The following is an 11,086-nucleotide window of genomic DNA, read 5'->3' as shown; positions in this document are numbered from 1 at the left end:
GGGTTCTTACGCGCTCACGAGCTGGCCGGTCAGCGCCGAGACGTCCGCCAGTCCGGCGAGGCCGTAGGTCAGCTCGGTGATCCGCCGCGCCCGGTCCTCGCTGACCGCGCGCGTGGCGTTGAGCCGGAACTTGGTCGCCAGCTCGTCGGCGGACAGCGGGTTGCCGTTGCCGCCCCGGTTCTCGTCCACCCGCTCCTCGATCTCGGCGCCGTCGTGCAGGCGAACCCGCAGGACGGCGGGGAACTGGTGCGGGAAGATCTCGTCGCAGCGGGCGTCGGGCACGCACGTGACCTTGGCCGCGAGCGCGAGCCGCTCCGGGTCGGCCGCCGCCGCGTCGGTGAAGTCCTCGTGGAACACGCCGAGCCCGCCGCCGCCGAGCAGCGCCGCCGCGACGGTGTAGGGGCCGGAGAACGCCGCGTGGTAGCCGGACTTGGGCAGGATCTTCTCCTCGCGCGGCTCACCGATCGTGCGCAGCACGGCGGTGGGCGCGCCCAGCTCGATGCTCTCGATCTCGCCGGGCGTCACGCCCCGTTCCCGCAGCCGCAGCGCGGCGTCGATGCCGGCGTGCGTGAAGTGGTTGCAGGGGTATGGCTTGAAGAAGATGCCGGGCAGTTCCCAGCGCTCGCCGAGCGAGTCGGTGAGCGCGTCGAGGTCCACCTGGTCGCCGCAGAACGCCTGCAGCAGCCCGAACCGGCCCTCCAACACGGTTGGCGGCCCGGTGATCCCGGTGCGCGCGAGGCCGGCGGCGGTGACGGCCGCGTGTGCTGCCCAGCCGCAGTGCACGCGCTTGACCGTGCCGCCGGTGCGGTTGGCCTCCAGTAGCCCGGAGCCCATGCTCGCGGCGATGCCGAGCGCGTCGGCGATTCCCTCGGCGTCCACATCGGACAGCATCGCGGCGGCGACCGCGCCGCCGACCGCGCCGCAGATGGCCGTGGCGTGCAGGCCGCGCTCGAAGAACACGGAGTTGCCCAGTTCCCGGTCGTAGCCTGCCATGCCCACGCGCACGGCGACCTCCACGCCGACGCCGATGGCGTCGAGCAGTGCGGCGCCGCTCTTGCCGCGGGACTCGGCGACCGCGAGCGCCGCGGGCACCACGGAGGCCGAGGGGTGCAGCACCGAGGGCAGGTGCGTGTCGTCGAAGTCGAGCGAGTGCGCGAGCGTTCCGTTCAGCAGCGCGGCGCTCGGCTCGGGGAGCCTGCCGCCGCCGATCGCGGTCGCGCGGCCCTGCCCGCCCCATTCGGCGACGAGCGCGCCGACCGCCTTCGCCGGCGGCTCGGCGGTGGCGGCGAGGCTGTTGCCGAGCACGTCGAGCACCCGGCGCGCGGCGTCGTCGCGCAGCTCGGCGGGAAGTCCCTTGGCACGCACCGAGTCCGCCAGCTCGGCGAGGCGCTGGACGAGCGTCGTCATGCGCTCACCGCCGCGAGCGGGCGGATGGGCGAGCCGGTGCCGCCGGTGATGCGCAGGGGAGCGAGCAGGAACGTGAACTCGCCGAGGCCCGCCTCCGCGACGGCCTCCAGGTCGAGGTGCTCCATGATGAAGATCCCGGACTCCACGAGCAGCACCCGGTGCACGGGCAGCACGGCGTGTCCGGCGCCCGCGGGGATCTGCTCGTACGCCGTCGTGTCGGCTCCGGTCGCGACGATCTTGCGTTCGGCCAGCCACTCCGCGGCCTCCACGGTCGCGCCGGGAACGCCGGACTCCTTGCCCATGTACGTGGCCGGGTCGCCGAAGTTGCGCGCCCAGCCGGTGCGGATCAGCGCGACGTCACCCTCGCCGGGCTCGGCGTCGGCGAGCTTCGCGGCGGCCGCCAGGTCGTCGGCCGTCACGCCGTAGCCGGCGGGCAGCGTCGGCACGGCGTGCACGGCGGCGACGTCGAGCAGCACACCGCGCCGCAGCAGGCCGGGCAGGTTCTCGGCGCCGTGCGTGGTGAACACGCCGCCCCGCTGCGCCTCGGCGGCGTCGACCCCGCCGTGCAGCTCACCGCAGTGGCTCACGTGCGACAGCGCGTCGATGTGGGTGCCCACATGCCCGCCGGTGACGATGATCTCGTTGGCGGCCGAGCCGCCGTCGGGACGCTCCATGTCGCCGTGGCGGCGGATGAGCGTCATCCGGAACCCGGGGTGGTTCGGGGAGCACGGCATGCCGGTGAAGAACGGCTGGCCGAGCTCGATCAGCCGGACCCCGCCGGAGACGGCGGCGAGCAGCGGATCCTGGGTGCGTGTCATGACGGGTGGCCTTCCTTGACGTGCTGGTTCTCCCCCGCGATCGCGAGCAGCCACAGCGCCCGCTCCACGATCGCCTTGTCGACAAAGCGTCCGGACGCATCGATCCAGGCCGCCTCGTCGTTCTCGCTCACCGCGTCCACAAGGGACCGTGCCCACGCGACGTCCTCGGCGTCGGGGGCACAGGCCTCATGGACAACGGGAATCTGTGCCGGATGGATCACGGAGCGCCCGAAGAAGCCCGCGCGCCGCCCCTGCTCGGTGTCGGCGCGCAGGCCGTCGAGGTCGCGCACCGCCGTCCACACGCTCTGCACCGGGCTCGGCAGCCCGGCGGCGCGCGCGGCGACCACGACCCGCGAGCGTGGCCACGCGAGCCCTTCGCCGCCGGTCACCCGCAGGTCCGCGGCGAGGTCGGCCTCGCCGAGCGAGATCCCGGCGACGAGCGGGTGCGCCGTGGCCAGCGCGAAGGCGTTCTCGACGCCGAGTGCCGACTCCAGCACCGGGTAGACGGGCACGCCCAGCGTGTCGGCGACGCGACGCAGCTCGCCAGGGTCCTCACACTTGGGCAGTCGCACCCCGGCGAGGGCACCCGGCTCGGCGGCGAGCGCGGCGAGATCGGCCGTCCCGTGTGGACTGTTCGTGGCGTTCACCCGGACGTAGGCGCGCCGCCCCTCGGCGAGTGTCGCGACGACGGTGCGCCGTGCCTCGGCCTTCGCGGCAGGCGCGACAGCGTCCTCGAGGTCGAGGATCACGGCGTCGGCGTCGGACGCGAGCGCCTTGGCGATGCGCTCCGGCCGGTCGCCCGGCACGTAGAGCCAGCTCCTGGCGGGGGCCGTCACCGGATCACACCCTTCTGGCGCAGCTCGGCCAGCTGCTCGCCGGTGACGTCGTAGCGGCCGAGCACCTCTTCGGTGTGCGCGCCCAGCTTGGCGCCGGTGGAGGTGATGCGGCCGGGGGTCTCGGAAAGCCGGAACAGCACGTTCTGCATCTTCACCGGGCCCAGCTCGTCGTCCATCAGCGTCGCGATCGTGCCGAGCGCGTCGAACTGAGGGTCGACCATGATGTCGGCGGCCGTGTAGATCGGCGCGACGGCGGCCTGCGCCTCCTCGAACGCCTTGATCACCTCGTCGCGGTCGCGCTCGGCGATCCACGAGCCCACGGCCTCGTCGAGCACGTCGGCGTGCCGCGCGCGCTCGGCGCCGGTGGCGAACCACGGCTCCTCGATCAGCTCGGGCCGTCCGACCAGGCGCATCACGCGTTCGGCGATCGATTGCGCGCTCGTGGAGATCGCGACCCAGCCGCCGTCGCGCGTGCGGTAGGTGTTGCGCGGAGCGTTGTTGGTCGAGCGGTTGCCGGTGCGCTCCTGAAGCTCGCCCAGCTGGTCGTAGGCGATGATCTGCGGCCCGAGCAGCGTGAGGATCGGCTCGATGATGGCGAGGTCCACCACCTGGCCGTGGCCGGTGTGCTCCCTGGCGCGCAGTGCCGTCATCACGGCGAACGCCGTGGTCAGCGCCGCGATGCCGTCGGCGAGGCCGAACGGCGGCAGCGTCGGCGGCCCGTCCGGCTCTCCGGTGATGGCCGCGAAACCGCTCATCGCCTCGGCCAGCGTGCCGAAGCCGGGACGCTTCGAGTACGGGCCGATCTGCCCGAAGCCGGTGACCCGCGCGAGGACGATTCCGGGGTTGATCTTCCGCAGTTCGTCGTAGCCGAGCCCCCAGCGTTCCAGCGTGCCTGGCCGGAAGTTCTCGATCACCACGTCGGCGTCGGCGACCATCCTGCGGAAGATCTCCTGGCCCTCGGGCGAGCCGAGGTAGAGCGTGATCGCCTTCTTGCCCCGGCCGAGCATCTTCCACCAGAGGCCGACGCCGTCGCGTTGCGCGCCGTGGCTGCGTACCGGATCGCCCTTCGGGTGCTCGATCTTGATCACGTCGGCGCCGTAGTCGGCGAGCAGCGTCGCGGCGAGCGGACCGGCGAACAGCGTCGCGGTGTCGAGTACCCGGATCCCGGACAGCGCGTCCGTCATGGGGCGTACCTCCCGTTCCTGGTGTTTCTTCTAGGGGAACGACATTACCGTCGTGTTTCGCCCCTTCGCGCTGGCGCTGGTGTATCAAGTTCGCACTGCTCCCTGCCTCACGTCAAGAGAGCAGGGTCGTTGACTCCTCTGGGTACCGGATGCCACGATGGCCGCAAGCTTTCCGCTCGTTCCTGTGGGAGGAACGGAATTCAGAGAGGAAGTTCGCGGGGTATGAGCGAGGCGGTCGATCTGGTCGTCGCGGGTGCGGGCGGCGGGCTCGCCGGTGCGCTGCGCGCCGCCGGGCACGGACTGAGCGTGCTCGTGGTGGAGGCCAGCGAGCACTTCCGCCGGGGCAACAACACCTCGATGTCCACGGCGATGTTCCCCGGCGCGGGCTCCCGCTGGCAGGCCGAGGCCGGGGTCGAGGACTCCCCGGAACGGTTCGTCGCCGACATCATGGCCAAGACCCGCGGGCAGGCCGACGCGCGGCTCGCACGCACGCTCGCCGACGTGAGCGCTCCGCTCGTGGAGTGGCTGGCCGACTCCGTGGAGCTGCCGCTCACGCTCGTCACCGACTTCACCTATCCCGGTCACGCCGTGCCGCGCTGCCATTCCGTACCGGGACGGCACGGCTCGCTCGTCGTCGACCACCTGGCACGCCGGGTCACCGAGCACCCGGACATCGAGCTGCTCGCGCCCGCCCGGCTCGTCGAGGTGCCGACCGACGACGAAGGGCACGTCCGCGCCGCCGTCGTGCGCTACCCCGACGGCGCCGAGGAGGAGATCCCCACGCGCGCGGTGCTGCTCGCCACCAACGGCTTCGGGGCCGACCCGGAGCTCGTGCGCACGTACCTGCCGGAGATCGCCGACGCGCTGTACCAGGGCAGCGACCGGTCACTCGGCGACGCGCTGCGGATCGGCGAGAAGCTCGGCGCCGCAACGGGTTTCCTCGACGCCTACCAGGGCCACGGCGCGGTCGCCGCCGGTGCGGGCACGCTCGTCGGCTGGGCCACGATCGTGCACGGCGGGATCCTCGTCGACCTCGGCGGCCGCCGGTTCGGCAACGAGACGCGCGGCTACTCCGAGTACGCCGCCGAGCTGGCCGCGCGCCCCGGCGGCACCGGCTGGATCGTGCTCGACGAGGTGATCTTCGCCCAGTGCGAGCCCTTCCAGGACTTCCGCGACACCGTCGACTCGGGTGTGGTCGTGTGGGCCGACGACGCGCCCGCGCTCGCCCGCGCGACCGGACTGCCCGAGCGGGAACTGGCCGAGGAGCTGGCGAACGCCGCCGCGATCGCGCGGGGCGATTGGGCCGACGAGTTCGGCCGCACGAGCTGGGAGCGCCCCCTGACCCCGAGATACGCGGCCGTGCGCGTGGTGCCCGCGCTGTTCCACACACAGGGCGGGCTGCTCGTCGACGAGCACGCCGCCGTGGTGGACCACGCCGGCCGGCCCATCCCCGGGCTCTACGCGGCCGGCGGAGCGGCGGCCGGCATCTCCGGCCACGGCGCCGCGGGTTACCTTGCGGGCAACGGCCTGCTGCCCGCCTTCGGACTGTCCTACCTGGCCGCGGACGACGTGGCCCGCCGGCTGAAGAACACGCAGTGAGGAGCACGCATGGCGACGACTGAACTACTGGTCACCGACGTCCGGGTGGTGCGCCCGGACGACCCCGACAACGCGCGGCCCGAGCTCACCGACATCGCGGTGAACGACGGCAGGATCGTGCGCCTCGCACCGGGTCTGCCGCGCGACGACGCGGCCAGTGTCGTCGACGGTCGCGGGCTTCTTGCCTTCCCCGGTGTGGTGGACGCCCACCAGCACTGGGGCATCTACAACGAGCTCGCCACCGACACCGGTACGGAGAGCAGGGCGAGCGCACAGGGCGGCGTCACCACCGCGCTGACCTACATGCGCACCGGGCAGTACTACCTGAACAAGGGCGGCAGCTACCGCGAGTTCTTTCCCGAGGTGCTCTCCGCCGCCGAGGGCAACGCCTACATCGACTACGCGTTCCACCTCGCGCCCATGATGGCCCAGCACATCGAGGAGATCCCGTACCTCGTCGAGGAGCACGGGGTCACGTCGTTCAAGATCTTCATGTTCTACGGCAGCCACGGCCTGCACGGCCGCTCGGCGAGCCAGAGCGACTTCCTGATGATCCCGCCGGACGAGCGCTACGACCTCGCGCACTTCGAGTTCGTCATGCGCGGCGTGCAGAAGGCACGCGAGGTGCTCACCGAGTACGCGCCGTACCTCTCTCTGTCGCTGCATTGCGAGACCGCGGAGATCATGACCGCGTACACGAAGCTCGTGGAGCAGGACGGTTCACTCTCCGGCCTGCGCGCCTACAGCGCGTCGCGGCCACCGCACTCCGAGGGGCTCGCGGTGACCATCGCGTCGTACCTCGCGCACGAGACCGGGCTGCCGAACATCAACCTGCTGCACCTGTCGTCGGAGAAGGCGCTCGACGCGGCACTGCGCATGGCGAAGACGTTCCCGCACGTGGACTTCCGGCGCGAGGTCACCGTCGGGCACCTGCTGGCCGATGTGGACACCGCGAGCGGCATCGGCGGCAAGGTCAACCCGCCGCTGCGCGAGCGCGAGGACGTCGAGGCGCTGTGGCGGCACGTGCTCGCGGGCGAGGTCGACTGGATCGTCAGCGACCACGCGTGCTGCCGCGACGAGCTGAAGTTCGGCTCCGACCGCGACGACGTGTTCCTCGCCAAGTCCGGCTTCGGCGGCGCGGAGTACCTGCTGCCCGGCCTGGTCGGTGAGGGCGTGAAGCGGGGCCTGTCGCTGCAGAAGATCGCCAAGCTCACGTCGTGGAACCCCGCGCAGCGCTACGGCCTGCTGGGCAAGGGCACGATCGCGGAGGGCTACGACGCCGACTTCGCGCTCGTCGACCCGGACGCGTCGTGGACGGTGCGCGCGGCCGACTCGGAGTCCACTCAGGAGTACACGCCGTTCGAGGGCTTCGCGATGTCGGCGAAGGTCACCGACACCTTCGTGCGCGGCAACCACGTGTACGCCGACGGCAAGGTCCAGGGCGACCCGGTGGGCAAGTACCTCCACAGGGGCCGTTAGCCGGGTCCGCCCCATGCAGTGAAGGCCACCATGCCTGCGTTGAACGCAGTGAAGGTGGCCTTCACTGCGTGTGGGGGCGCGGGCCCTCAGCGGGTGGCTTCGGCGGCTTGCGGGCCTGCCCAGTTGCGGGCGATCTCCTCGGTAGCGTCGTGCACGAGGCGGCGGTAACGCTCGATCTTCTCGGGCGTGAACCGGTACTCCGGGCCGCAGATGCTGATCGCGCCGTGGACCTCGCCGTCGGGGCCGATGAGCGGGGCCGCGACCGAACCCGCGCCCGCCTGCCGCTCGCCGAGGGACACGGCGACGCCCTCGGCGGCGATCGTGGTCAGCTCGTCGCGCAGCGTGGCCACGTCGGTGATGGTCCGCTCGGTGAGCGCGGCCAGCTCGCCCGCGAGCACGGCGTCCCGCCGCCACGTCGGCAGGTTCGCGAGCATCGCCTTGCCCGACGACCCGGCGTGCAGCGGGAACCGCTTCCCGATGTCGACGGTCATCTTGATCTCGGCGCGGCTCTCGAACTGCTCCAGGTACACACGCTCGTCGCCGACCAGGCCGGAGAGCGTGGTGGTCTCGCCGGTCTCGTCGCGCAGGCGCCGCAGTACGGGAGCGGCGGCGGTCCTGGCGTCGAACCGGCGCAGCGCGCTCGCGCCCAGCGCGACCGCCGCGGGACCGAGCCGGTAGCCGACCACGCCGGGGTCGGTCGCGAGCACCTCGCGTGAGACGAGCGACTGGAGGATGCGGTACACGACGGCCTTGGAGAGCCCGAGTTCACGGCTGATGGTGCTGACGCCGAGGTACTCTGGCCCGCCAGTGAAGAGCAGGAGCACGTCGGCGACCCGCGCGGCCGCCTCGGTTCCGGTGCTGGCCGGCAGTGCGGTGGTCTTGTTCGGCACGGTAGGCGTTTCTGTCAAGGGAATGGGTACCGTCAGTGTTTCAGCTCGTGAGAAAGCCGGTCAAGCTGGCTCACCGGGCTTCCCGGGCACAATGTTCCTCTCGTCGGTACGAGGCCGGTGATTTTTTCCCGCCGGCGTGTAGTGGCGTACCTTGCCGGAGGCGCTCCGCGCCGCTGTGCTGATTCCACTGCAGTGAAGGCCACCATGCCTGCGCCCACCCGTCTCCCGCCGCCACCCAAACGGAGGCGCTCGGCGCCGCTGTGCTGACTCCACGCAGTGAAGGTGGCCTTCACCGCGTGGGCGCGGCTGTGAGGATCCGGCCGGTCCCGGAGCGTGCCGACGCTAGGGTCGCCCGTATGACCGAGTCCTCCCACCTCGACCGGACCAGGGCCTTCTACGACGCCCTCGCGGTGGACTACGCCGCGATGTTCAAGGAGGAGCTGGCGGCGAAGCCCTTCCTCAGGGCGATGCTCGGCGCGTTCGCCGAACTGGTGCTCGCCGGTGGTGGGGGACGGGTCGCCGACGTCGGCTGCGGGCCCGGTCGCAGCACCGCGCACCTGCACGGGCTCGGGCTCGACGTGTTCGGCCTCGACCTATCCCCGGAGATGATCGCCGTGGCCCGTGCGGAGAATCCGGGGCTGCGCTACGAGGTCGGCTCGATGACCGAACTGGACCTCGCCGACGGCTCGCTCGCCGGTGTCGTCGCCATGTACTCGCTCATCCACACGCCGCTGGAGCGGCTGCCCTCGGTCTTCGCCGAGTTCCACCGCGTGCTCGCGCCGCGAGGGCAGCTGCTGCTGGCGTTCCAGGTCGGCGACGACGTCCGGCTGCTGGAGCGCCCGTTCGGCCGGCCCGTGTCGCTGGGCTTCCAGCGCCTGCGCCCCGAACAGATCGCCGAGCTGCTCGGCGAGGCCGGGTTCGAGGTGCGCGCGCGTTTCCTGCGGGAGCCGGACGACGACGAGAAGAGTCCGCACGCCCACCTCCTCGCCCGTCGCGCCTGAGGCAGAGGCCGCGCGGCCTCGGCACGCGCCGGGCACCGGCTCGCGGCCAGGCTCACCGAGCTGCTCGCCGCGCCCGAGCTCGTCCGTCGCGGGTGAGGCGGCGCGGCCCCTGACCGGGCAGGGTTCGGTCACGGGCGGTGGCGAGGAGGCGAGCGGCGATGCGCGATGCTCGGCGGCCGTCCTGGAGGAGGCGGATCGCGGCGGCGGTCGCCCTGCTCGCCCTCGTCGCCGTCGTGGTGCTCCCGGTCGTCGCGCTGCTGGACCAGCCGTGGCAGCTCGTGGCCGCGGTCGCCCTGTTCGCGCTCACCGTCATGGCCGCCTGGGCCGCGCTCGTGCGCAGGGGAGTGGGCCGGGTGCTGGCCGCCTGCGTAGCCGTGCTCGCGCTGGTCGCCGCGGTGCTATTGCCGGACGCGTGGTCGTTCGTGCTGCTGGTGGTCGTCGCCGGGCTCGCGGTGCTCTCGACGGCCGCCGCGCGGGTCGCGATCGAGCCCGCCGGCGTGCGCGGCCTGCTCGTGCCCCCGGCCCGGCACGGGGTGCTGCTGATGAACCCGTGGTCCGGGGGCGGCAAAGTCGCGCGGTTCGCCCTCGAAGCCGAGGCGCGGCGACGCGGGGTCGTGCCCGTGCTCCTGCGGCGCAGCGACGACCTGAGGGAACTCGCCGAGCAGGCGGTTCGTGACGGCGCCGACGTGCTCGGCATGGCGGGTGGCGACGGGTCGCAGGCCCTCGTCGCCGACGTCGCGCGGCGGCACGGCCTGCCGTTCGTGTGCGTCCCCGCGGGCACCCGCAACCATTTCGCGCTCGACCTCGGGCTCGACCGCGACGACGTGGCGGGTGCGCTCGACGCCTTCGGCGCCGCCGTCGAGCGGCGGATCGATCTGGCGCTGATCGGCGACCGCGTGTTCGTCAACAACGCCTCGCTCGGCGTGTACGCGGCCGTGGTGCGCTCCGGTGAGTACCGCTCCGCCAAGCTCGGCACCGCGGCGCGGTTGTTGCCCGACCTGCTGGGACCCGGAAAGGAGCCGCCCGACCTGCGGTTCACGATGCCGGACGGGCGGCGGGCCCCGGCCGCGGACGTCGTGCTGGTGTCCAACGGTGCCTACCGCCTCGACCGGCTGGACGGCTTCGGCACCAGGGTCGGGCTCGACGGGGGCGTGCTCGGCGTCGTGACGCTGTCCGTCGACCGCGCGCGTGACCTTCCGGCGCTGTTCGCGGCCGAGGCCGCGGGGCGCCTCGGCGGCTTCCGCGGCTACCGGGCGTGGACGGTGCCCCGGTTCGACGTCGGCTCCGCTGAGCCGCTCGTCGACGTCGGCATCGACGGCGAGGCGGTGCGCCTGGCCCCGCCGCTGGTGTTCCGTTCGCTGCCGGGGGCACTGCGCGTCCGGGTTCCGCGCACCGCACACGGGACCGCCTCCGCGTCGTTGCCGGAGGGCTGGGGCTTCGTCACCGTGCTGGCGCGGATCCTGCTGGCCCGCTGAGCGGCTCTCACGTGCTCGCCGGTGCGGCCCTCTTGGCCCTGCCGCGAGCCGGTTTGTGCTCGGGCTCGGGGGAGGTGGACCACTTGAGCTCCACCTCCAGCTCCACCTCGTCGCCGTCGACCTCCACCTCCATCTCGCAGCGGATCTCGTCGGGGACGTGGATCTTGAGCTTGCTCACGCCGAGCGCAAGCTCGACGTGGCCGCCGCCGTTCTCCATCGCCTCAGCCAGCGCGGCGAGCCTGCGCGCGGCTTCCTGGCGCGTGAGCGATTCGGTGCGCTTGACTTCGACGTCCGACACTGGAGGCTCCGTTCGCCGGTGACTCGATCCGCCCAGTCTCGCCGTGCCCGCGCCGCGGCGCACCGCCCGCGAAGGGTGAGGCGTGCGCGCTCGCCAGGG

At 72.6% G+C, this 11,086-nt stretch carries 10 protein-coding genes; 4 read left to right on the top strand and 6 right to left on the bottom strand.

What is annotated here, in order from left to right:
• Positions 1 to 6: 6 nt before the first annotated feature.
• The 4 genes from DI005_RS06745 to DI005_RS06730 are packed head-to-tail and all read right to left on the bottom strand — an operon-like array spanning position 7 to position 4,245.
• Positions 7 to 1,407 carry an MmgE/PrpD family protein gene (locus tag DI005_RS06745; RefSeq protein ID WP_112271536.1) on the bottom strand — a complete coding sequence of 467 codons (1,401 nt, stop codon included), beginning with the start codon at positions 1,405 to 1,407 and terminating at the stop codon, positions 7 to 9.
• Positions 1,404 to 2,225, bottom strand: a complete 822-nt coding sequence (locus DI005_RS06740; RefSeq protein WP_112271538.1) for a cyclase family protein — start codon at positions 2,223 to 2,225, stop codon at positions 1,404 to 1,406. The genes DI005_RS06745 and DI005_RS06740 overlap by 4 nt, the downstream gene beginning before the upstream one ends.
• Entirely contained in the window at positions 2,222 to 3,061 is an 840-nt protein-coding gene (locus DI005_RS06735; RefSeq protein ID WP_112271540.1) for a CoA ester lyase, read from the bottom strand. Before DI005_RS06735 ends, DI005_RS06740 begins: the two co-directional genes overlap by 4 nt.
• Positions 3,058 to 4,245, bottom strand: coding sequence for a CaiB/BaiF CoA-transferase family protein (locus DI005_RS06730; protein WP_113641570.1), 1,188 nt, complete (start codon positions 4,243 to 4,245; stop codon positions 3,058 to 3,060). The genes DI005_RS06735 and DI005_RS06730 overlap by 4 nt, the downstream gene beginning before the upstream one ends.
• Before the next feature lie 222 nt (positions 4,246 to 4,467).
• Between DI005_RS06730 and DI005_RS06725 the strand changes: the two genes are divergently transcribed.
• Positions 4,468 to 5,844 carry an FAD-binding protein gene (locus DI005_RS06725; RefSeq protein WP_113641569.1) on the top strand — a complete coding sequence of 459 codons (1,377 nt, stop codon included), beginning with the start codon at positions 4,468 to 4,470 and terminating at the stop codon, positions 5,842 to 5,844.
• A 9-nt stretch (positions 5,845 to 5,853) separates the two neighbouring features.
• Positions 5,854 to 7,323 carry a dihydroorotase family protein gene (locus DI005_RS06720; RefSeq protein WP_113641568.1) on the top strand — a complete coding sequence of 490 codons (1,470 nt, stop codon included), beginning with the start codon at positions 5,854 to 5,856 and terminating at the stop codon, positions 7,321 to 7,323.
• Between the two features lie 86 nt (positions 7,324 to 7,409).
• Here the strand turns inward: DI005_RS06720 and DI005_RS06715 are convergent, their stop codons facing one another.
• Entirely contained in the window at positions 7,410 to 8,213 is an 804-nt protein-coding gene (locus DI005_RS06715) for an IclR family transcriptional regulator (RefSeq protein ID WP_233520018.1), read from the bottom strand.
• Positions 8,214 to 8,569: 356 nt separating this feature from the next.
• On the opposite strand from DI005_RS06715, the gene DI005_RS06710 reads away from it, so the two are divergent.
• Positions 8,570 to 9,214, top strand: coding sequence for a class I SAM-dependent methyltransferase (locus DI005_RS06710; protein WP_112271547.1), 645 nt, complete (start codon positions 8,570 to 8,572; stop codon positions 9,212 to 9,214).
• A 158-nt stretch (positions 9,215 to 9,372) separates the two neighbouring features.
• Positions 9,373 to 10,689, top strand: a complete 1,317-nt coding sequence (locus DI005_RS06705) for a diacylglycerol kinase family protein (RefSeq protein WP_113641566.1) — start codon at positions 9,373 to 9,375, stop codon at positions 10,687 to 10,689.
• Between the two features lie 7 nt (positions 10,690 to 10,696).
• Here the strand turns inward: DI005_RS06705 and DI005_RS06700 are convergent, their stop codons facing one another.
• Complete coding sequence (locus tag DI005_RS06700; protein ID WP_158559778.1) at positions 10,697 to 10,987, bottom strand: amphi-Trp domain-containing protein; 291 nt, start codon at positions 10,985 to 10,987, stop codon at positions 10,697 to 10,699.
• Between the last annotated feature and the right edge of the window lie 99 nt (positions 10,988 to 11,086).

Source organism: Prauserella sp. PE36 (assembly GCF_003311655.1).
Taxonomy (GTDB): Bacteria; Actinomycetota; Actinomycetes; order Mycobacteriales; family Pseudonocardiaceae; genus Prauserella_A; species Prauserella_A endophytica.
This window is presented reverse-complemented; position numbering and strand designations above follow the sequence as displayed.

Bases quoted from the DNA above. Each gene is read 5' to 3' on its own strand.
- DI005_RS06745 (WP_112271536.1), bottom strand. From the start codon at position 1,407: ATGACGACGCTCGTCCAGCGCCTCGCCGAGCTGGCGGACTCGGTGCGT.
- DI005_RS06740 (WP_112271538.1), bottom strand. From the start codon at position 2,225: ATGACACGCACCCAGGATCCGCTGCTCGCCGCCGTCTCCGGCGGGGTC.
- DI005_RS06730 (WP_113641570.1), bottom strand. From the start codon at position 4,245: ATGACGGACGCGCTGTCCGGGATCCGGGTACTCGACACCGCGACGCTG.
- DI005_RS06725 (WP_113641569.1), top strand. From the start codon at position 4,468: ATGAGCGAGGCGGTCGATCTGGTCGTCGCGGGTGCGGGCGGCGGGCTC.
- DI005_RS06720 (WP_113641568.1), top strand. From the start codon at position 5,854: ATGGCGACGACTGAACTACTGGTCACCGACGTCCGGGTGGTGCGCCCG.
- DI005_RS06710 (WP_112271547.1), top strand. From the start codon at position 8,570: ATGACCGAGTCCTCCCACCTCGACCGGACCAGGGCCTTCTACGACGCC.
- DI005_RS06705 (WP_113641566.1), top strand. From the start codon at position 9,373: ATGCGCGATGCTCGGCGGCCGTCCTGGAGGAGGCGGATCGCGGCGGCG.